This is a genomic window from Streptomyces sp. NPDC088812, from assembly GCF_044750285.1.
Classification (GTDB): Bacteria; Actinomycetota; Actinomycetes; order Streptomycetales; family Streptomycetaceae; genus Streptomyces.
Genome location: NZ_JBIVJP010000047.1, coordinates 1 through 19,586 on the forward strand (window position 1 = coordinate 1; position 19,586 = coordinate 19,586).

Genomic DNA, 19,586 nt, shown 5'->3' on the forward strand with positions numbered 1-19,586 from the left:
GGCGGTCGGGCTACTCGTTTTCCGCCCAACCCGCCGCCCCCGGGGGGGCCCCCCCCCCCGGCCGCCCCTGGTGGGGGGGGGGGGGGTCCCGGGGGGGGGGCCCCGCGGGGGGCGGGGGGCCCCACAACTCTCCTGGCGGTCGGTTCAGCAACCGGCGGTCACGTTGCCGCAGTAGATCCAACCGATGTTGTTCTCGCTGTCCCTCACCCAATACCACTTGTTGCCGTACGAGTTGTAGTCGTAGGTGTACACGTAGAGCGACTCCCCGTTGTAGGTCCAGCTCACCGGGTCGGCGCTCCCGTAGTAGTCCTCCCGGAGGTAGCCACCCGTCGAGGACGTGTACGCGGTGGCGGACACGTCACTCGACGGCGTGGCGGAGCTGCCCGACACCGCGGTGGCGGGCGGAGCGACCGCGGGGGCGGCTGCCGCGGCCGGGACGACCGTGGTGCCGGCCGCGAGCGCGGTGCCGAGTGCGGCGGTCGCGAGGGCATGGCGTATACGCATGGGTCTCCTTCTGTTCGGTGACTGTGCCGTGTTCGCGGCGTCGCGCGGCGGTGGCGCGTGCACGCACCTGGCATTCCGACCATGCGGCGAGCGGTACGGCCGGTGCGGCCGTCGAGCCGGTCGGGTGCTTAGGAGGCTGCCGCCGCCGGCGATGTGAGGCAACCGCCGGGCGCCGTCCCGGACACGGCGCTGCTGTCCGGGCTGGTCCACGCGCCGTGTCCGGTTGAGCTTCCTTCCTGTCCGGGGCTCCACGGAGGTGTGTCAGATCACCTTCAACCGCACCAGCGCGCCCAGCGTCACCGCCCCGGGCGGCAGCGGCAGCGGCAGCGGCAGCCACAGGGTGATGATCCGATAGGCCAGGACCACCGCCGTCACCACCGGTGCCGGGCCGCCCGCCGGGACGAGCGCCACGACCAGTGCCGCCTCTCAACCGCGCCTCTCCCCCGGTGGGGATCACTCACGCGGGTGGAGACGGTCCCCTGACGTGCAGCAACGACCCTTCTCATGGGCGGGCTTCACACATCCCGGGGATCGGACCGGCCGTCGTACAGGGCTGGCGACCGCCGATGCCGAAACGGCAACTGCAGGGCCGTGACAACGGCGAAGCCGATCGCCGGTACTGCGAAGAACAGGCCTCACGGGTGACCGCGGTGCCCACCCGTGAGGGGGAATGGGGTACACGCGATCGTGCGCGGCCTCGGCGGCGATTCAGGCGGTCGACATGATCGCTCGGGTGACGGCCGTGATCGCCGGGGCGGGGCGGCCGGGGAGGCGGGCCACGAGCACCCTGCGGATCTCGGGGGGTGCGCCGTCCACGCGCAGCAGGCTCACCCCGGGCGGCAGCACCGGTGAGAGCCGGGACGGCACCGTCGTCACGCCGAAGCCGCCGACGACCAGATGGAGCTTCGTCAGCCAGTCGCGCGCGGAGTGGATGACGCGAGGCCGTCCGGGCAGGCCGGGCCAGACGCCGAGCAGCGGCTCAGAGCTCGATGACGGGGTGGCGATCCACGCGGCACCGACCAGCTCGTCCATGTGCACCGTGGTGCGTCCGGCGAACTCTCCGGTCGAGGGCACTGCCACGACCAGTTCGGTGTCCGCGACGGTCTCGACGTGCAGGCGCGGCGAGTCGCCGTCGAAGGGCCGGTGGGGTGGGCGGGACGTCAGCACAGCGAGGTCGAGCGAGCCCGCGCGCAGCGCCCGGATCAGGGTGGGCGTGGTGCTCTCGCGGGTGGTGACCGTGACCTGCGGATCGGTCTGTGCGAGGAGTGCGAGTGCGGCGGGCAGGATCGCCGCGCCGGCGCTCGGGACTACCCCGAGCCGCACCAGTTCGGTCCGCGGGACGGTGCCGGCGAGCTCACGCTCGGTTGCTGCGAGCGAGGCCAGGACTGTGTGGGCGTGCCGCAGCAGGGTCAAGCCGGAAGGAGTGAGCCGTACCCCGTCCGGGCGGCGTTCGAACAGGGTGGTGCCCGCGCTGCGTTCGAGGGCGGCGGCCTGGCGTGAGACGGCCGACTGGGTGTAGCCGAGTCGGGCAGCCGCCGCGGTGAAGCTGCCGGACTCGGCGATCTGCCGCAGGACCCGCAGTCCCGCGCTGGAGATGTCCATGCGACCTACGCATACCACACATGCCAGATCATCGCTTCCCGCATGCCTACCCAGCTCCTAGTGTCGATCTCCACGAACACGGACGAACACGGAGGTCATCACGTGCGAGCAGCAGTTCTCACGCAGTTCGGCGCCCCGCTCACGGTGCGGGAGGTGCCCGACCCCGACGCCGGGGGCGGTGAGGTGGTGGTTGAGGTCCTCGCCGCCAACGTGGCGCCCTACGCGGCCGAAGTCTTCGGTGGCAAGCGGAACTACCCCCTTGTCCCTCCTGTCGTGCCCGGTGTCGGCGGCGTGGGGCGGATCATCCACGTCGGCCCGGACGCCACCCGGCTGCGCATCGGTGACCTGGTGTGGTGCGACTCGACGGTGCGCTCGCGGGACGATGCCCTGACGCCCGACATCACGCTCCAGGGCTGGAGCTCGCGCGGCGAGGGCGGCGCGCGGCTCGCCCGGTACCTGCACGACGGTTCGTTCGCCGAGCTCATGCGGGTCCCGACGGAGAACGTCTTCCCGCTGCCCACCGTGGCAGCGGACGATCCGGCCCGCTGGGCCGCACTCACCGTGCACGCCATCTCCTACGGCGGGCTGCTGGCAGGCGGGCTCGCAGCCGGCGAGACGCTGCTCGTCAGCGGGGCCACCGGCAACCTCGGCAGCAGCGCGGTCGCGGTCGCGCTCGCGATGGGAGCGGGCCGCGTGGTCGCCCCGGGCCGCAAGCAGGCCGCGCTCGACCTCCTCGCGGACCGGTTCGGTCCGCGGCTGCACCCGGTCCCGCTGACCGGTGACGAGGCCACCGACCGCGCGGCGATGTCCGCGGCGGCCGACGGCACGATCGACATGGTGATCGACATGCTCCCTCCGAGCGCACCCAGCTCGGCGTCGCGCGCGGCGGCCATGACCGTGCGCGAGTACGGCCGCGTCGTCCTCATGGGCGGCGTCGGCATGCTCGGTGGCGACGACCTAGCACTCCCGTACCCCTGGATCATGCGCAACTCGATCACCGTGCGCGGGCAGTGGATGTACCCGCGCACAGCCAATGCCGGCATCATTCGGCTCCTCGCCTCGGGCACCCTGGATCTCGCCCCCGAACGAGTCCGGTCGTTCGGCCTCGATGCTGTCAACGACGCGATCGCGTACGCCGCCGCGCACGGTGGCCCGTTCGACCGCACCAGCCTCACCCCATCGGCTGGCTGACAAGGCCCGCTGATCCCCACCACCGCACGACCTCCATTCTTACGAGCACAGGCGGCCGTACGGCTGCTGTTTGACGTGAACGAAGCCAAATTGGGGCTCGGCCGGCTACTGCTTCCTGGCTGATTCCGAGAGTACATATCGAGGGGCCACCGGCAGGGAGGATCCGGTCGCCGCCCTGCGGAGGGCCGGCGCCGGCCAACACGCCCGCCGCAGAGTCGGCATACGTGTGAGGATTCTGGGTCCTGGCCATGAGGACACGCTCCTGAGGGTGACATGTGGTTGCTCGCCGCACCCGGGTGGTGGGCTCGCTGTCAGCACTGTTCGTGCCGGGCTCACATCCACGGTCCGTCAGCCGCCGCACGGGCGGAAGAGACAGGTCTCTGCCTAGGAAGGAACCTTCCCCCCCTTTTTTTTTGCGTGTCCCGCGCCTGCGTCGCGGAAGCGCCCCGCACGCTCGCGCCCGCGGAGGGGAGCGACGGGGCCCCGGCGGCACCCGTGGCGAGCAGCACCATGGAACTGCTCGCCGCCCTCGGCCAGGACGACACCACCGCGCTCCCCCCGCTGTGCGGTCTCTGCTCCAGGCATGGTGCGACCGGTTGACCGACAGGGCCGGTCCGCCCGCACCGTCCGCCGGCCCGTGGCGAGGGCCTGTGGCGACGGCTGCTCCCTACCGGGCAGTCCGGCGCGCCGCTTACCGGGGTGCCGCCGGGTCTCAGGCGTTGGACCACTTCTGGTTGCTGCCGCCGGAGCAGGACCACAGCTGGAGCCGGGTGCCGTTGGCCGTACCGTTGTCCCGTACGTCCGTGCACTTGTCCGCGAGAGCGCTGACCAGGTCGTTGCGGACGTTCAAGGTGAACAGCTGCGCCCGACTCCCGTCGCAGGCCGCCAGTTCGAGGTCCGTCCCGTCCGCGGTCGAGGCGCCGGCGAGCTGCACGCACATGCCGAGCGTGCGCATGGTTCCGTCCGACGCGAACGTCCAGTGCTGCGAGGCGGATTGCGAGGAGCAGTCCCAGATCATCAGCCGCGCGCCCTGCGCGGCCTTGCCGCCCACGACGTCGATGCAGCGCCGCGACGCGTGGCTGACCACGTTCACCCCCGGCGCGGCGGCCGGAGAGGTCGTCTTCGTCCGGGGCTCGTCCTGCGCCGAGGCGGTGGCGTGTTCGCCCGGAGACGCGGAGTCCTCGCTCGACGCACTGCTTCCCGGCGAGGCGGACGTGGGCTCGGCGGAGCCGTCGGGCTCCTTGTCGGCCCCGGTGCCGGACGCGCTCACCGAAGGAGCCGGCAAGCCGCCGAGCCCGTCGACGACGTCTGCACCGTGCCCGTTCGAGCCTGCGCCCACCGACGTCCTGTCACGCTCCGGGCTCTGATCACGGTCGGCCAGGCCCAGGGCCAGCAGGACGCCGCCCGCCGACAGCAGCCCCACGATGCCCACGACGGCCAGGGCACCCCGGAACCCCTCGCGCCGGGCCTTGCCACCGGTGTACGGGGCCGCCGGCTTGAGCGGTACGACGATGTCCGCGGCGGTGAGCCCGTCCGCGTCGCCGCGACGTGCGAAGCCGCCGGGCCGGTCCGCGGCGGAGCCGTCCGCCGGGGCGTCGGACGCCGAGGACGACGCTGTGGGGAAGCGGCCGGCATTCCTCCGCGACCCGAGCGAGGAGAACTGGGTGAGCCGGGGCACAGAGGTGCCTTCCCCGGCCGTTTCGGGAGCCCGGTCACCGCTCGCCGACGCGGTCGGCGCGGCCGGTGAGGCCGGTGACGCCGGTGAGGCCGACGAGGCGTCGTCGGCCGCGGGGCCGTCCGGGGAGGGTACGGCATCGGAGCCGACGCGTCTGGTGCTGCCCGGGACTCTCTTGGGGAGATCTCGCGCCGACCGGGGCGTGTGTGGAGGCTTCATGTGATCCTTTCGAGCGGAGCGCGGAGCGCGGGGCATGGGACACGGGCGCGGCCGTCTTGCGGTCGGTCTCCGACCGGCCTCGGAGGCGGTCCGGCCTTCCCACACATGCAGCGGTTCTGCCGCTGTTCCGGTTCACCCCTACGGCGTGTGACATGTGACTCATACCGGCCCGCGAGTGACGACTCAAACCGGCGCATCGGGCGGCGCGGCCGAAGATGCCGGACGAGCCGTGGGAGAGGAGAGCGTGTCCGGCCGCCGGGCACAGGCGAACGCCGCCCGGCCTCCCGGCCGGGCGGCGCCTGGTACTCGGTGCTTCGCTGCTCGGTGCTTTGCTGCTCAGTGCTCAGTGCTCAGTGCTCAGTGCTCAGTGCTCAGTGCTCAGCGCTCAGTGCTTGGTGCTTGGTGCTCAGCGCTCGGCTTCAGGCCCAGCAGCCGTTCACGGTCGCGGCTAGGCCGTCCATCGCGTCCTTGATGTCGGCCGGTGCGGCCGTCGAGCCGTTCTCGATGAAGGAGAAGACCCTCCATTCGCCGTCCTCGGTCCGGGTCAGACCACTCAGGGCGATGGCTCCGGTGAGGGTGCCGGTCTTCGCCCGCACCTTGCCGACGGCGCACTGGGAGTTCGGGTCGTCGAAGCGGCCCCACTCCGGGCCTAGGGTGCTGCCCGCCTCGCCGGCGACGGGCAGGCCGTCCAGGACGGAGCCCAGGGTGTTCGCGTAGCGGGACTCCGTGAGGAGTTCGAGGATCTGCGCGAGGGTGGCCGCCGGGATGCGGTCGGTCCGCGACAGGCCGCTGCCGTCGTGGATCTCGAAGTTGTCCAGGGACACGCCGTAGCGGTGACCGAGCACCTGGCGCACGACCTCGGTGCCGCCCTCGAAGGTGGCGGGGCGTTCCGCCCCCAGCGCGGTCATCCGCAGCAGGGTCTCGGCGATGTTGTTGTCGCTGGTCTTGAGCATCTTCTTGACGATGTCCGAGAGCGGGGCCGACGTGTGGCGCGCGACCGGCACGTCGGTGCGACCGGCCGTGCCGCGCATGACCTCGCCGTCGACGGTGATGCCGTCCTCGGCGAGCAGCCCGGCGAAGGCCTGCCCGGCGTCGATCGAGGTGTCCTGGACTCCGTGGCCGTCGACGACCAGGGCGCGCACCGGGGCGACGGTGTCCGGGTAGTAGCCGTCGTTCCAGCCGTCGGCCAGTGACGGCGCGGGGAACAGACTGTCGTCCACGGCGACCTTCACCGTCGTCAGCCCGGCCTTCGTCAGGCCGGCGGCCGCGGTCCGAGCCAGCTCGGCGAGGTCGTCGCCGGTGAGGGTGCGGTCGCCGCCGCCGACGAGGGTCAGGGTGCCGTCGCCGTAGACGACCTTGGTGGTGAACCGGTGCTGGGGGCCCAGCACGGTCAGGGCGGCGGTCGCCGTGGCGAGCTTGGCGTTGGAGGCCGGCATCAGCGCGGTGGCGCCGTTGTGGTCCCACAGGGTGTCGTCGGAGTCCGCGTCGAGGACCACACCGCTCACGTCGGAGCCCAGCCGCTGGTCAAGCACGCGGGCCTCCAGGTTGGCGGCCATCTGCTGATCGTCGGGGTCGGTCCCGTCCGTGACGCGGCTGCCGACCGTCGTCGTGGCGTCCCTGTCCGCGGCGAAGGCCGGGGGACCGGCCAGCGCGGCCGAGGCGACGGGCACCGCCATCGCGAGGACGACCGCGCGCCGGACACCCGCGCCGCCGCTCCGCTTCATCCTCCGGTTCTGGTGCCGACCGCCCGGCACGAAGGCAGTCGTCTGCTGTGTTTCCTCTGCTGAATTACTCATGGGATCCAGGGGGGAGTGAGGACGTGTGGAACAAGATCGGCGCGCACACTACCACCCGTCATGTGTGACATCCGGGACGTCGATTTCGGACCCGGCCGGAGATGTGAAGACCCGTCGGCAGGTTGGGCCGGGCATGCGGTACTCATGTGAAGAGACGGGAAAATGCAGGGCCGTTGGGGGAATCCCGAGCCGGCAGGTGAGGGGGCACGGGGTAAGGGGATGGGCCTGCGCGGCACGGTGTCAGGGCCGTGCCGCACAGGCGGTCAGTGGCTGCTGCGCGCGGCCGTGCGCGAGCGGTCGGAGCCGGTGCGCAGGATTCCCGCGGGCACGGCGGTGATCGCGCACAGCAGGGTCAATCAGCAGGAAGGTCTCGTTCAGAGGCGCCAGGTGGGTCAGGCAGCCGATGACGGCGAGCAATACCCGAATAACCGAGCCCGGCGACGCGGGGGACGTTGGTGCCGGCGGCCGAGGGGTCGGCGTGCCCGGCCGCGCTGAAGAGCTGTGGGACGCAGCCCGACTGGCCCAGGCCGAACAGCGCCCAGCCCGCGAACACGGCCCACATCCCCGGGGAGAGGGCCACGATGGTGATGCCGACGGCGGCCATGGCCGATCCGTGGCGCAGGATCGCCGCGGGCCCGAACCGGGCGGTCGGACGATCGGCGAGCAGCCGGCTGATGGTCATCGCCGCGGCGTAGGTGCCGTAGCCGAAGGCAGCCGGTCACCGTGACGCCCCTGTCCTTCCAGGCCGTCCACATCCTCAGCGACTCGCCGAGTCCGACGACGCTGATGGTGCCCGGCGGACGTCCCCGCTCGGCCGAAGGAGCCCTCACCGGGCCCCGCACCCTCGCCTCCCTGGCGGCACTGCGCTTCGACACCGCCGTCGTCGGCTGCCGCGGCCGGAGCGCGGCCGAGGGCCTGACCGCCTACGACCTCGACGACGCGGCGGTGAACAAGGCGAGCATCGCCTCCACGCGCCGCATCCAGGCACTGGCCCCCACCCCGCTATGCACCCCCGGCGTGTGATGTGAAGCACAAGTGCCGTCCCGGCGGTGCTCGGTGCTCGGTGCCCGGTTCTCGGTACCGACACCCCGGTGCCCGGACTCCCTGCGGCGTCGCGAACGAGCCGGCCCCGTTCGCGCCCACTGCCGCCCGGACGACAACGACCCGTCGAAAAGTGTCGGACGGGTGTCAGTGTGAGCCGAGGACGGCACCGGGGCCGACGCCGGTCAGGTCACAGCTCGCGTCCCACAACCGCGCCGCGACGGAGGTGTCGGTGAGGTGGTTCCACACCGGTTCACGTCGGGGCTCGCCGCGCAGGCCGAAGACGCGCGGGCCCCACAGTTGGCCTCCCCGCACGGCCGGGTCGAGCACCGCCCGGACCGCGGGCCACGCGCCGGCATGCTTGCCCTGGACGAGGAGGGCTGCGGGTGCCGCGCTCAGCCGCGCGCCGGTCGTCTGCACATGGATCGGCGGCCGTGACGGGGTGAGGGAGTCCAGCGCGCCGCCGGGATGGACCACCACGCTCGCCACCGTGCTGCCGACGGTGCGCAGGCGGCGGTCGAGTTCGACACCGAAGTACATCTGCGCCAACTTGGAACGCCCGTAGGTGCGTTTGGGCTGGTAGTCCTGCCAGGACTGTAGGTCGTCCAGGTCGAGCCGCTCCGACTTCGCCGCGAAACTGCCCACGGTCACGACGCGGGCCGCCGACGCAGCCGACAGCAGCGGCATCAGCCAGTGGGTCAACGCGAAGTGCCCAAGGTGGTTCGTGCCGAACATGAGCTCGTGGCCGTCCCCCGTCTCCTCGCGCGGCGGGTCGTCAAGCGCGACGCCGGCGTTGTGGACCACCGCGTCCAGGCGGTCCACCTCCAGTGATTCCGCCACTGATCGCAGCGACTGGAGGTCGGCGAGGTCCAGCCGTATCGCCCGTACCCGCGCACCAGCAACACGCGCACGTATCGAAGCCGAGGCAACCTCGGCCTTCGTGGGGTTCCGGCTGCCGAGTACGACGGTCGCTCCGGTCGCCGACAACTGCTCCGCGACGAAGTACCCGATACCGGCGTTGCCGCCGGTGACCAGGAAGACGCTGCCGTCGGCACGCGGCAGCCGTAGGACGTTCCAGGGCGGGGTGGAGGATACGGACGACATGGCGACGGGACTCCCTTGCTGCTGAAGACGGCTGCGGCCGGCTGCCGGGCAACTCGACGCCCACGGTTCCAGCGGCCACCGACACATCGCCGAGAGATCACCGACAGTCCCGCCGGACGGCCGATGTCCCACCGACACGGGCCGGCCCGTCGCCGCACCGTGCCGGTGAACGTCACGTGGGCCGACCGGAGCACGCTGACCCCGGCGAGCAGGGCGACCTCCTCGCGAGGTGGCCGACTCCGAGCTCGCCGGCATCATCACCGAGGCCGGAGCCGCCGAGGCCATGCGCCTCTGCCGCGCCCACGCGATCGGGCCCGACGCCGTCCCCTGCGCCGTCCCCTGCGCCCTCGCGCAGCCGCCCGACATCGACGTCAACGCGACGTGTCAGGGGCGTCGGCCCTTCCTGTTCCAGAACTCGACGAGGGATTCAGCGGTCGCCTCGGGGCAGTGGATGCTGGGTGAGTGCCCGCCGGCGGGGACGGTGAGACGTTCGGCCCTCAGCTGTGCCGCCATGCTGTCCAGCTCTCGGACGGACCAGGACTCGTCCGGTTCACCGGCCAGAACGAGCTTGGGGATGTCACATCTCGCCAGATCGGAGAGCGACGAGGCGGGATCGAGCATCCATCGAGCAGCGCAGGTGAGGCTCTGCGCAGCGGTGCGTGTCCAACGGTCATGCATCAGCTCCTCAGCGTCCTGACCTGCCTGGGCGGGACGCACGAAGGTCCAGATGTCGTCCTTCGGCATCGATGCCAGGGCGTCGATGAGGAGCTGAATCCGCTCACGCTGATGGGCGGACGGCGTGGACGGACCGGAGTTGAGCAGAGTCAGAGTGGACCAGGGCATGGCCGACTCGACGTCGGCCCCGAGGAGCACCGCTTCCCGCGCGACGAATCCTCCGAACGAGTGGCCCACGAGGTGCACGGCACCGTCCCCCAGCGCCCGGGTCTGAGCGATGACATCAGCCGCCAGCTCGGCCGGAGCATAGGCCGACGAGGAGTCGGGGCCCTCCGTCTCGAACTGGCCCCGACCGTCGACAGCCACGGCGCGGTATCCGGCTGCGGCAAGCAGGGGCAGCAGGGGAGCGAAGTCCTCCTTGCTGCCTGTCAGTCCCGGCAGCAGGAGCGCTGACCCTTTGCAGGTGCCGTGTCGAGGGCCGGCTTCCAAGCAGGCGAAGCGCCCCCGGCCGGTGTGAAGGTCTGTGCGGTCGACGGCTTCGGGAAGTGCTGCCGTCAGAAGTTGGCTCATGGGACGGGGAGTGTAGGGCGAGCGCTCTCCGCCGTCGGACGTCAACCCCCGACGCGCAGGTACCAACCGCCGAAGCGGCCCACGAGACCGGGTACGCCGCGAACGCGCATACGTCCTTCCTGCGCCAGGGTTTCCCACGTCAGAACCGCGTCGGTGCTGCCGTACCCCTGTGCTGCGAGTGCGTTGACGCGTTCTTCGATCTTGCGCAGGTGCCGGCCGATGCGCTGGATGGCCCGGTTGATGCCACGTAGCCACAAGAGAGCCACGACAAGAACGAGGATGGCCACGTAGAAGGCGGGTGCGCCGAAGTTCAACTTGTCGGAGACGACCAGTAAAGCGGAGATGATGCCGGCGAAGCCGATCATCTGCATGCGGCCGGCGACACGGTGGATGATCTCCTCCCGCAGTGTGCGGTATTCCTCGAGGAGCAGGGCGATTTCCTGTGACGTCCCGCGCGGCTGGGCGTGACCTGGGGCGCCGCTTGCCTGAGACGGCAGGCCTGCTGATGTCATGAGTACCCCCGAAGCGCTGCTGCGTGGTGTGCGTTCTGCACGATTCTGCCCCATCCGCCTTGTTGCATACGAGATTCAGCGAGGGCCGAACCCATGGGCATGGCCATGGGTATGCTCATGGATATGGCGGGGACCCGGGGCGTGTCGGGACCGGACCCGCGACTCGGCCGCACGCCATGACGAGCGCCGCGCTGCGCTGACCGTCCGTGCCGGAAACCCCGCTCACGGGCTCTGACAGATCCAGGCTTTCGCCACCTGCGCATTCCAGGCTGGACCGGCCGGTTCGGACCCTGGTGTGTCAGGACCCGGTGGGTGGCCGAGGCGGGCAGGCAGGATCGGGCCGAGCCGCGCGGGACCGAGTCCGCAGGTCCGCCGGAGTCGGCAGACCCGGGCCACCACGGCCTCCGGAGTTCGACGCGGTGTCGTGCGGGGCGGCTGGAGCGGTCGGCGAGGCTCGCCCCTCGCCCCTCGCCCCTCGCCCCTCGCCCCTTGCCCCTTGCCCCTCACCCTCGGCCCGTCGGCGGCGGACTCCCTTGTGCGCCGCCGCTCCCGAGACACCCGTTTCGCCGCCCGGGACGCCCGTCGGGGCGGCCTGCACAGACAGGTTCGACCAGCAGCCACCCGCCATGAACGGTCAGCCGGGCCTCACGGTGGAACACGAAGATCTCGGTGCGGTGCAGGCCTGCCGGTGTGTCGCGGCGGGACAACGGGCGCTTTCCGCGAGATTCTGCCGCCGGGCGGCGCGGAGTACCGGCTCCCCGCTCCTTCCCCTGTCCGCCCTACAACCCGGGGACCCGCCATGGCAGCACCGCACGCCCCGTCCACCGAGGACGGTCACCGCTTCGACGACCTGCGCGCACTCTTCATCAACTGCACGCTCAAGCCGTCACCCCAACTCAGCCACACCCAGGGACTCATCGACAAGAGCCGGGCGATCATGGACGGGCGCGGGGTGACCACGGAGCTCATCCGTGCGGTCGACGAGGACATCGCCCCGGGCGTCTACCCGGACATGACCGAGCACGGCTTCGGCACCGACGCCTGGCCGGCGCTGTACGAGCGGGTGATGGCCGCGGACATCCTGGTGCTGGCGGGGCCCATCTGGCTGGGCGACAACAGCTCCGTCACCAAGCAGGTCATCGAGCGCCTGTACAGCTGTTCGAGCCTGCTCAACCCCCGGGGACAATACGCCTATTACGGACGCGTCGGCGGCTGTCTGATCACCGGCAACGAGGACGGCGTGAAGCACTGCGCCATGAACGTCCTCTACAGCCTGCAGCACCTCGGCTACACCGTCCCGCCGCAGGCGGACGCGGGCTGGATCGGCGCGGCGGGGCCCGGCCCGTCGTATCTGGACCCCGGTTCGGGCGGCCCGGACAACGACTTCACCAACCGCAACACCAGCTTCATGACCTGGAACCTGATGCACCTCGCGGCCCTGCTCAAGCGTGCCGGTGGCATCCCGGCCCACGGCAATCAGCGCTCGGAGTGGGCTGCCGGCTGTCGGTCGGGGGCGGACAACCCCGAGCACCGCTGAGCAGCACCGCAAGCCAGGGTCTCGTACCGGTCGCCGTGACTCGAACCTTGCCGGCACCTCCTCCACTCCCGCCATGCGCGAGTGTGCGTCGTAAGGGCCGGGCCCGGGCCGGACGGCCTTCAGGCCCTCGCCGCGATCAGGGCTGGACAGCCGGGCCGTGCGGTCATGCGCTGTCGGCGGGGTCGGGGCAGAACACCGGTGCACCCGCTGGACGAGGTTGTTGGCGAACCCGCTCCGGTTCCGGGGCTGTTCCAGTGGCTGGGTCCTCCCCGCTGCGTCGCCGCGGGCACGGGTGCTCAGGACATGGTCGCCGGGGACGGCGGACCACGGGAAGGACCACCGGCGCCAGGCCCATCGGTGTCCGTGATCCGGTTCCAGCTCGGCCGGGTTCCAGGTCGTGCCGCCGTCCGCGCTCACGTCCACCGACGTCACCGGGGTGTCCAGTACGGTCTCTCTCGAGGGCTGGCACACGTTCCGACCAGGAACTTCTCATTGGCTTCACCCCGACCCACGGGGTCGACGTCATCGCGTTCTGCAACAGTCCGGTCGACCACGCCGTCACAGCCCTGTCGACCGCCGCCGTCATGGAACTGATCGGCGGCGTCGCCAGCGCTGAACTGCGAGAAGACCAGGTGCCGGTCGTCGCCGGCCTTCCGGGCATCGTCACAACGACGACTGATCCGTGGCCCGCTGTGTACGGCTCAGCGGAGTTCCGAAAATCGCCTGCAGGGGAGGTCGGCATCGAGACGTTGACCGGATTACGCGAGGACACGCCGAGCCGGGGCGCATCCCCCGCCCGGCCTAGTCGGTAGACGTTGCGCCATCCGAGAACGAAGGAGCGCAACGGAGTTGAACGAGCAATCCCGTGATGTCCGCGCCATCCAGCTCCCGCGGTGGGGGGGCGGGTGGCTACGGACCCAGGTGTCGTCCCCTGGCTGGTCTTCGATGAGGAGGGGAAGGTCGTGCAGCCGGTCCGCAGGTTCCTGATCGACTTCATCGCCCGGGACAACCGGGCGGCAGCGTGCGCAGTTACGCCTACGACCTGCTGCGCTGGTGGCGGTGGCTGCGAGTGGTCAACGTCGCGTGGATCGTGCGACCTCGGTTGAGGTGCGGGACTTCGTGCTGTGGCTACGGGCTACGAGGAAGCCGCGCCGATCGGCACGCACCCATTCCACGTTGACCGCAGGTACGACGAACCCCATCACGAAGAAGACGTACCTGGACGACCTCTACAAGCCGCGAACGATCCGGCACAGCAACGCGGTGCTGCGCAGCTTCTACGACTTCTGGATCGAGACCGGCGGCGGCCCGCTGGTCAACCCGGTACCGCTCGCCCGGTCGGACCGGCGACGGACGCACGCCCACCACAGGCCGCTGGAGCCCTACCGGGGTGAGGGGAGGCTGCGCTACAACCCGAAGGTCCCCAAGCGGCGCCCGCGGCAGATGCCCGATGAGCGGTGGAACGAGCTGTTCGCAACCCTGCGCTCGAACCGGGACCGGGCGATCCTCGCCCTGGCCGTCAGCAACGGCGCCCGCGCCTCCGAGCTGCTGGGAGTACGCGGGGTCGATCTCGACTGGGGCGACCAGCTCGTGAAGGTCGTGGGCAAGGGCACGCTCGCCGAGCAGTGGCTGCCGGCCAGCCCGGAGGCGTTCATCTGGATTCGCCTCTACCTGGCCGAAGGCCCGCCGCTGGACCCGCAGGCTGCGCTGTGGTGGACGCTTCGCCGCCGTGACCACGGCGAGGGGCTGGCCTACCAGGTCATGAACTACGAGGCGCTTCGCGCGGTGTTCCGCCGCGTCAACGCGCTGTTGGGCACGAATTGGTCGATGCACGACCTGCGGCACACGGCGGCCCTGCGCATGGCCCGCGACGAGAGCCTGTCGCTGCGGGACGTGCAGACCATCCTCGGTCACGCCCACCTGTCCACCACGGCGGACATCTACCTGGTGGAGGAGGAAGCCCAGGTCATCCGCCGAGTTCAGGAGCATCTGGCCGAGGTGAAGGACCGAGCGAAAATCCCGCCGCCAGCGGTGGCGGGCGGCTACGAGGCCGGCGACCTGGACGTGCTGTTCGGGGGTGGTGGGGCATGAGCCGCCGTGCCAACCGCGTGATGCTCGCGGGCACCGGCCCCGCTCCCGAGCGGCGCCTGTTCGTCGCACACGACGTGCAGGCCGACGAGAAGCGCGTCGGCCCCCATGAACATGTGGGGCGCGACGACGTCTTGGCCCTGTTGCCGCTCTCCCCGGTTTGGCCGGCGCAGGACTGCACCAACGGCCGGATGCTGGGCCGCAACCGCCTGATCGGGGCCGGGCAGGTCCTCGACTGGCTCCTGACGCACCCCGGGGACGGCTGGCAGGCCCGCTGGCGCGCGGCCGGCGCCGACCGCGGCAAGGAGTGGATCGAGCAGCTGCTTGCCCAGACCGACAACGGGCACAGCTACCAGGGGCGCCGCTCAACACTGCTGAGTGGCCTGAACAGCATGTTCATCAGCCGCGTCGTGCTTCCCGACTACGAGTTCCTGCGCGGCTACAAGGCCATGGCGCTGTTCAAGGACGTCCAGCGGATGTTCCCGGCCGGGACGCTGGAGCAGATGCGCCGGCACGGCAACGACCTGGGAATGACGGGCCGGCACGTCGACGAGGGCCTGCGTGTGATCTCCAAGATGATCCTGCACACCGGACGCGACCTCGCCCAGATGACCGCCGAGGACGTGTTCGTGGCGCGGGCCTGGGGGCGGCGGGCCATCGGCTACTCCTACGACGGCACCCACAGCGCCTGGGACCTGCTGCGCGGCGCCGGGGTGATCCACTCCAAGGACATCCTCAAGGACGCGCTGCGGCACGGCCAGCGCCCCACCGCCGAGCTGGTCGACTTCTACAACCTCCAAAGCACGACCGTGCGCAACCTGCTGGTCCGCTACCTCGAAGAGCGCCGTCCCGGTGTCAACTACGGCACCTTCGTCGGCCTGGCCCGCGAGCTGGCCGGAGTCTTCTGGGCCGACATCGAGGCACACCACCCCGGCATCGACAGCCTCCGTCTGCCCGAGGAAGTGGTCGACGGCTGGAAGCAGCGGCTGCTCACCTACGTCAACAAGAGCGGCGAGGTGGTGGAGCGCCGCTCCCGCTACGACGTCATGATGCGCATCCGCGGCTTCTACCTCGACATCCAGGAATGGGCACACGAAGACCCGTTCTGGGCCCAGTGGGCCTGTCCCAGCCCGATCCGCCGCGGGGACGGCGCGGGCAACCGCAAGGCCGTGGCGCAGACCCAGGCCCGCATGCACCAGCGGGTCCGCGAGCGGCTCCCCCACCTCGGGCACCTGGTCGAAGCCGCCGAACGCGAACGGGACACGACCGCCGCGCTGCTGGCCGCGGCGAAGGCCACCGCGTTCGACACGTACTTCGAGCACGAGGGCGCCCGCTACCTGCGGGTCCTGCCTGCAGCCCACAAGGTCACCAGCCGTCCCGACCATGTCACCCCGCACGTCTACATCCAGACCGAGGGCAGCGCGAAGCGGGTCAACCAGAGCATGGCCGAGGACGAGGCGTTCTGGGCCTGGGCCGTCATCGAGACCCTGCGGCACACCAGAGTACGCGTCGAGGAACTCACCGAGATCACGCACCTCGCGCTGGTCTCCTACAAGCTCCCCGACACCGGCGAGATCGTCCCGCTCCTCCAGATCGTGCCGTCCAAGAGCAACGAGGAACGGCTGCTGCTGGTCAGCCCGGAACTGGCCAGTGTCCTGGCCACGATCATCAAACGCCTCCGCGACGCCAACGGCGGCAAGATCCCGCTCATCGCCCGCTACGACGACCACGAACGCGTCACCGGACCGCTGCTGCCACACCTGTTCCAGCGCCGCCACTACTGGCAGCCGCAGCTCATGGGGCAGAACACCGTCGCCCGCCTGCTCCGCAAGACCCTGGCCCGGATGGGGCTGCGCGACCAGGCAGGCAACCCGATGCGCTACACGCCCCACGACTTCCGCAGGATGTTCGCGACCGAGGCCGTCACCGGCGGCCTTCCCGTCCACATCGCCGCCCGCATCCTCGGACACAAGACCCTGACGACCACCCAGGCATACCTCGCGGTCTTCCAGGACGACCTGATCCGCACCTACCGCGGCTTCCTCGACCGCTGCCGCGCCCAACGCCCCGTCGAGGAATACCGGGAGCCCACCGCGCAGGAGTGGCGCGAATTCCAGCAGCACTTCGAGCTCCGCAAGGTCTCTCTCGGCACCTGCGGGCGCCCCTACGGGACCCCCTGCAAGCACGAACACGCCTGCATCCGCTGCCCCGTCCTCCAGATCGACCCACGCCAGCGATCCCGACTCATCGAGATCATCCAGAACCTCCGCGAGTGCGTCCGCGAGGCCCGCGCCAACGGCTGGCTCGGCGAAGTCGAAGGACTCCAGGTCAGCCTCGACGCCGCCAACGCCAAGCTGCACAGCCTCAAGCGCGCCCCAACCGACGGCCGGCCACAGCTGGTCGACCTCGGCATGCCCGTCTTCACCGACCCACCCGCCCCTCCCACACCACCAGGAGAGTCCCCGCATGCACCCGATACGGCTGATCTCGTTCGGCTACCTGCACCTGCCCACGGACTCCTACGGCAGGCCGATCCCGCCGACCGCTGACCGGATCGAGGACGTTTGCGACCGGCTCCGCGACCCCGCCGCCGCCCGTGACATTCTCGATCTCGACGGCCTCCACCCCCGCGTCCAGGACGTCGTCCTGAACACCCCCGGCGCCCGCGAACTGCTCGACAACCTCGCGGACTACGCCAACCTCCCGGCAGGCCCCCGGCGCATCGCAATCGGAAGCGCCGGCGGTCGGAGGGCGGCAGTCTCTCGCCCTCTCACCTGGTCAGCGTGCCGTCCGGAGTCTCCTGTACGGAGACTTTCTTCGCCTGTCGGCCCAAGACGCTGGACACGACCTCGCGGATACCGTCCGGGTCGTTCTTTTGCTCCGGGACCGAGTTGGAATTCTCGATGGCAGTCTTCAAGTACGCGGGGTTCCACGACGAGATGGCACCACTGACGTCGATCCTCTCCACCCTGCTCTTGCCCACCTGTGCCTTTATCGCCGGCAGGATCTGGTCCGAGTACATGCCACCGGACGCTTTGAACAGACTGGCATGACCGCCGACCTTGCCGCCGTCCCGGAGGTAGACGGTGATGGTCAAGCAGCTTGTGACCGAGGGATAGGTGATCGTGCCGCCCGGGCCGACACTTTTGACTTCGCCCTCGGCAACGCTCTTCGCCTCCGCCGCGCCGGCTGTTGTGCCCCCGCCGGCGTTGTCGTTCTCGGCGCGCTGGACGGTCGGGTCCGTGCCACGTGGCGTGCGACCGCGGTCGGCCGCCAGCGCACGCGTTGTCGCGGCGTTGCCCGCCATGCGCTGCAGGACGGTCACTGCCGACGGGCCCAGGGGGCCGGCCGTTCCCCGCGGCAGGTCACCAGTTGGGCCGGTCGGAGCAGACCGCCGCGGTGCCCTGGCGGGTGCCCCTCCGGTCGATTCCCTGTGCATGCGCTCGTGCTGGTGCAAGGCGTCCCCCCTCGGGTGGCTCGGCATAAGCATCTCACTCTGTTACCCCCCGCCATCGGGACACAAGACGTGCGGGGGCAGACAAGAGGGCACTCCACCGTTGCTCCTCTCTAAGACCGTGTCCTATGTGGTGTGGCGGGCCAGTCGTTTGCAGCAGCAGAGGGCGGCTGCGAGGCCGAGGAAGGGCCAGGTAGTTGCGGGGGTGGCGTTCGTAGCGGTGGTTGAGTCGGCCAACAATCGAAGCTGGAGCAGAGTGCGGCGCCGATTTCAGTTGTCTTTCCGACGGATGGGAACTTCCATCTTCTGGAGATAGGGCTTCAAACAATCCAGTCTTCGCCATATCGCGCGGGCCGCCCAGCACACCGTCCCTGACAACTGGGTCCGGTCACTGGTTTTCTGACATGCTGTTGTCCCCTTCACCTTTCGGATCCAGGTAAGTCATCCGGCCCAGAAACCTCCTTCCGAGTTCCTCCCGGCTGAACCGGGGATACAAACAGAGCGCCTCGTGGCGCACATGGTCCGCTCGATGACCCATCGGCGGCGCCCCAGTCGTTGGCTCGACTCGATGCCCTTGCGGGCGATGCGTACGCCAATGTGCATGCCCCACAGCCACTTTCGCAGGTGACGCACGTCGTAGGCCTTGTCCGCGTGCAGGCGCGTGGGCTTGAAGTACCGTCCGCGGTGGGGGTCGTGTCTCGTCTGGTTGCCCAGGATCATCGGCTTCAGCGCGAGGCTGTCGTGGGTGTTGGCCGCGGAGAGGCCGACGAGGAGGGGCAGTCCTTGCGCGTCCGACAGGACGTGCATCTTGGAGCCCGGCTTGCCCCGGTCCACGGGGCTCGGACCGGTGAGCTCGCCCCCTTTTCAGCCCTCACGTGTGCGGAGTCGAGCACCGCCCTCGACAGGTCGAGCAAGCCCGCGTCGTCCAGGCGGCGCAGGACCTCCTCGTGCAGCCGGCCCCAGACACCCGCTCTCGACCAGATCAGGAACCTGCGGTGGGCCGTCGACTTCGATATCCCGAAGCACGGCGGCAGAGCCCGCCAGGCACACCCGCTGACCAGCACGTAGACGATCGCCGCGAACAACGTCTCATCAGCCGTGTCCTGCGTCCCACCACCCTGCGGCCGCACCTTCGACGGCGGGATCAACGGCTCCGCGATCTCCCACAACCCGTCCAGAACAATCCAACTCCACGTCCCCCGCCCCATGACCAGCCCAACGAGCCAGGCCGCGCAGCGGGCGCTGGAACAGGCCGAGAAGGCCAAGCACTGGGGCTTCGCCATGCCGCCGGCCGTGCTGCTGTCGCAGCTCGTGGAAGGTGACGCGGAGAATTTCAACCTGGCCCTGGCCGACGCCCTCGAAACCCACCGCGCCCACTACCAGGTCGCCGACCGCGCCGACGATCCGGACGCCTCCATCAACCTCGACATCCTCGCCCTGGCCTGCCACGCCCGCCGCCGCGGTTGGGCCATCCACGTCGAATCCCCCTACCTCCCGCAGAACCTCCTGCAGGCCGCCCAACCCTTCTAGTAGGGCTTGGTCAGGTTCGTATCACCGTGGGTATGTCGCGGTGACAGGTGGGGCAAGCGCCGGTCCAGAGGGCGAGGAGTGTCTGCAG

The 19,586-nt window shown here is 70.4% G+C and carries 15 protein-coding genes and 4 pseudogenes; 7 read left to right on the forward strand and 12 right to left on the reverse strand.

Going from position 1 to position 19,586, the window contains the following annotated elements; genetic code table 11:
* Positions 1–144: 144 nt before the first annotated feature.
* The 3 genes from ACIP67_RS42760 to ACIP67_RS42770 form a co-directional block, all read right to left on the reverse strand.
* Positions 145–504: a hypothetical protein gene (locus ACIP67_RS42760; protein ID WP_401700039.1), complete on the reverse strand. Its 360-nt coding sequence runs from the start codon at positions 502–504 to the stop codon at positions 145–147.
* 261 nt (positions 505–765) lie between these two features.
* The gene (locus ACIP67_RS42765) at positions 766–915 is read right to left on the reverse strand and encodes a hypothetical protein (RefSeq protein WP_401700041.1); all 150 of its coding nucleotides are present in this window, start codon (positions 913–915) and stop codon (positions 766–768) included.
* A 297-nt stretch (positions 916–1,212) separates the two neighbouring features.
* Positions 1,213–2,106 carry a LysR family transcriptional regulator gene (locus ACIP67_RS42770; RefSeq protein ID WP_401700043.1) on the reverse strand — a complete coding sequence of 298 codons (894 nt, stop codon included), beginning with the start codon at positions 2,104–2,106 and terminating at the stop codon, positions 1,213–1,215.
* Positions 2,107–2,208: 102 nt separating this feature from the next.
* On the opposite strand from ACIP67_RS42770, the gene ACIP67_RS42775 reads away from it, so the two are divergent.
* The gene (locus tag ACIP67_RS42775) at positions 2,209–3,297 is read left to right on the forward strand and encodes an alcohol dehydrogenase catalytic domain-containing protein (protein ID WP_401700045.1); all 1,089 of its coding nucleotides are present in this window, start codon (positions 2,209–2,211) and stop codon (positions 3,295–3,297) included.
* A gap of 712 nt (positions 3,298–4,009) precedes the next feature.
* On the opposite strand, the gene ACIP67_RS42780 is transcribed toward ACIP67_RS42775, so the two are convergent.
* The 3 genes and pseudogenes from ACIP67_RS42780 to ACIP67_RS42790 form a co-directional block, all read right to left on the reverse strand.
* Positions 4,010–4,975: a ricin-type beta-trefoil lectin domain protein gene (locus tag ACIP67_RS42780; protein WP_401700047.1), complete on the reverse strand. Its 966-nt coding sequence runs from the start codon at positions 4,973–4,975 to the stop codon at positions 4,010–4,012.
* 635 nt (positions 4,976–5,610) lie between these two features.
* Entirely contained in the window at positions 5,611–6,987 is a 1,377-nt protein-coding gene (gene dacB / locus ACIP67_RS42785; RefSeq protein ID WP_401700050.1) for a D-alanyl-D-alanine carboxypeptidase/D-alanyl-D-alanine-endopeptidase, read from the reverse strand.
* A 263-nt stretch (positions 6,988–7,250) separates the two neighbouring features.
* A pseudogene (locus ACIP67_RS42790) lies at positions 7,251–7,702 on the reverse strand (MFS transporter); the annotation flags it as partial.
* Between ACIP67_RS42790 and ACIP67_RS42795 the strand changes: the two are divergent.
* Positions 7,693–7,980: pseudogene (locus ACIP67_RS42795) on the forward strand (decarboxylase); the annotation flags it as partial. The pseudogenes ACIP67_RS42790 and ACIP67_RS42795 sit on opposite strands and share 10 nt — an antisense overlap.
* Positions 7,981–8,175: 195 nt before the next feature.
* Here the strand turns inward: ACIP67_RS42795 and ACIP67_RS42800 are convergent.
* The 4 genes and pseudogenes from ACIP67_RS42800 to ACIP67_RS42815 all read right to left on the reverse strand — a co-directional run.
* Positions 8,176–9,132 carry an SDR family NAD(P)-dependent oxidoreductase gene (locus tag ACIP67_RS42800; protein WP_401700053.1) on the reverse strand — a complete coding sequence of 319 codons (957 nt, stop codon included), beginning with the start codon at positions 9,130–9,132 and terminating at the stop codon, positions 8,176–8,178.
* A 384-nt stretch (positions 9,133–9,516) separates the two neighbouring features.
* Entirely contained in the window at positions 9,517–10,377 is an 861-nt protein-coding gene (locus ACIP67_RS42805) for an alpha/beta fold hydrolase (RefSeq protein WP_401700055.1), read from the reverse strand.
* Positions 10,378–10,418: 41 nt separating this feature from the next.
* Entirely contained in the window at positions 10,419–10,889 is a 471-nt protein-coding gene (locus ACIP67_RS42810; RefSeq protein WP_401700058.1) for a hypothetical protein, read from the reverse strand.
* Positions 10,890–11,167: 278 nt separating this feature from the next.
* Positions 11,168–11,548, reverse strand: a pseudogene (locus tag ACIP67_RS42815) (hypothetical protein); the annotation flags it as partial.
* Between the two features lie 140 nt (positions 11,549–11,688).
* On the opposite strand from ACIP67_RS42815, the gene ACIP67_RS42820 reads away from it, so the two are divergent.
* The 4 genes from ACIP67_RS42820 to ACIP67_RS42835 all read left to right on the forward strand — a co-directional run bounded on the left by ACIP67_RS42820 (position 11,689) and on the right by ACIP67_RS42835 (position 17,063).
* The gene (locus tag ACIP67_RS42820) at positions 11,689–12,426 is read left to right on the forward strand and encodes a flavodoxin family protein (RefSeq protein ID WP_401700061.1); all 738 of its coding nucleotides are present in this window, start codon (positions 11,689–11,691) and stop codon (positions 12,424–12,426) included.
* A 254-nt stretch (positions 12,427–12,680) separates the two neighbouring features.
* The gene (locus tag ACIP67_RS42825) at positions 12,681–13,238 is read left to right on the forward strand and encodes a DUF6368 family protein (RefSeq protein ID WP_401700064.1); all 558 of its coding nucleotides are present in this window, start codon (positions 12,681–12,683) and stop codon (positions 13,236–13,238) included.
* A gap of 364 nt (positions 13,239–13,602) precedes the next feature.
* On the forward strand, positions 13,603–14,517 hold the full coding sequence (locus ACIP67_RS42830; RefSeq protein ID WP_401700066.1) for a tyrosine-type recombinase/integrase: 915 nt from the start codon (positions 13,603–13,605) through the stop codon (positions 14,515–14,517).
* Positions 14,514–17,063 carry a tyrosine-type recombinase/integrase gene (locus tag ACIP67_RS42835; RefSeq protein ID WP_401700068.1) on the forward strand — a complete coding sequence of 850 codons (2,550 nt, stop codon included), beginning with the start codon at positions 14,514–14,516 and terminating at the stop codon, positions 17,061–17,063. The genes ACIP67_RS42830 and ACIP67_RS42835 overlap by 4 nt, the downstream gene beginning before the upstream one ends.
* 221 nt (positions 17,064–17,284) lie before the next feature.
* On the opposite strand, the gene ACIP67_RS42840 is transcribed toward ACIP67_RS42835, so the two are convergent.
* A complete protein-coding gene (locus ACIP67_RS42840) occupies positions 17,285–17,839 on the reverse strand; it encodes a hypothetical protein (protein WP_401700070.1) in 555 nt (184 codons plus the stop codon).
* A 645-nt stretch (positions 17,840–18,484) separates the two neighbouring features.
* Positions 18,485–19,176 (reverse strand): annotated as a pseudogene (locus ACIP67_RS42845) (IS5 family transposase); the annotation flags it as partial.
* Between ACIP67_RS42845 and ACIP67_RS42850 the strand changes: the two are divergent.
* Positions 19,175–19,498 (forward strand): immunity 49 family protein, encoded by a 324-nt coding sequence (locus ACIP67_RS42850; RefSeq protein ID WP_401700072.1) that lies wholly within the window; start codon positions 19,175–19,177, stop codon positions 19,496–19,498. The pseudogene ACIP67_RS42845 and the gene ACIP67_RS42850 sit on opposite strands and share 2 nt — an antisense overlap.
* Positions 19,499–19,586 lie beyond the last annotated feature (88 nt).

Coding starts and splice junctions, on each gene's coding strand:
- ACIP67_RS42800 (WP_401700053.1), bottom strand. CDS start 9,132: ATGTCGTCCGTATCCTCCACCCCGCCCTGGAACGTCCTACGGCTGCCG.
- ACIP67_RS42850 (WP_401700072.1), top strand. CDS start 19,175: ATGACCAGCCCAACGAGCCAGGCCGCGCAGCGGGCGCTGGAACAGGCC.
- ACIP67_RS42770 (WP_401700043.1), bottom strand. CDS start 2,106: ATGGACATCTCCAGCGCGGGACTGCGGGTCCTGCGGCAGATCGCCGAG.
- dacB (WP_401700050.1), bottom strand. CDS start 6,987: ATGAGTAATTCAGCAGAGGAAACACAGCAGACGACTGCCTTCGTGCCG.
- ACIP67_RS42810 (WP_401700058.1), bottom strand. CDS start 10,889: ATGACATCAGCAGGCCTGCCGTCTCAGGCAAGCGGCGCCCCAGGTCAC.
- ACIP67_RS42760 (WP_401700039.1), bottom strand. CDS start 504: ATGCGTATACGCCATGCCCTCGCGACCGCCGCACTCGGCACCGCGCTC.
- ACIP67_RS42820 (WP_401700061.1), top strand. CDS start 11,689: ATGGCAGCACCGCACGCCCCGTCCACCGAGGACGGTCACCGCTTCGAC.
- ACIP67_RS42805 (WP_401700055.1), bottom strand. CDS start 10,377: ATGAGCCAACTTCTGACGGCAGCACTTCCCGAAGCCGTCGACCGCACA.
- ACIP67_RS42835 (WP_401700068.1), top strand. CDS start 14,514: ATGAGCCGCCGTGCCAACCGCGTGATGCTCGCGGGCACCGGCCCCGCT.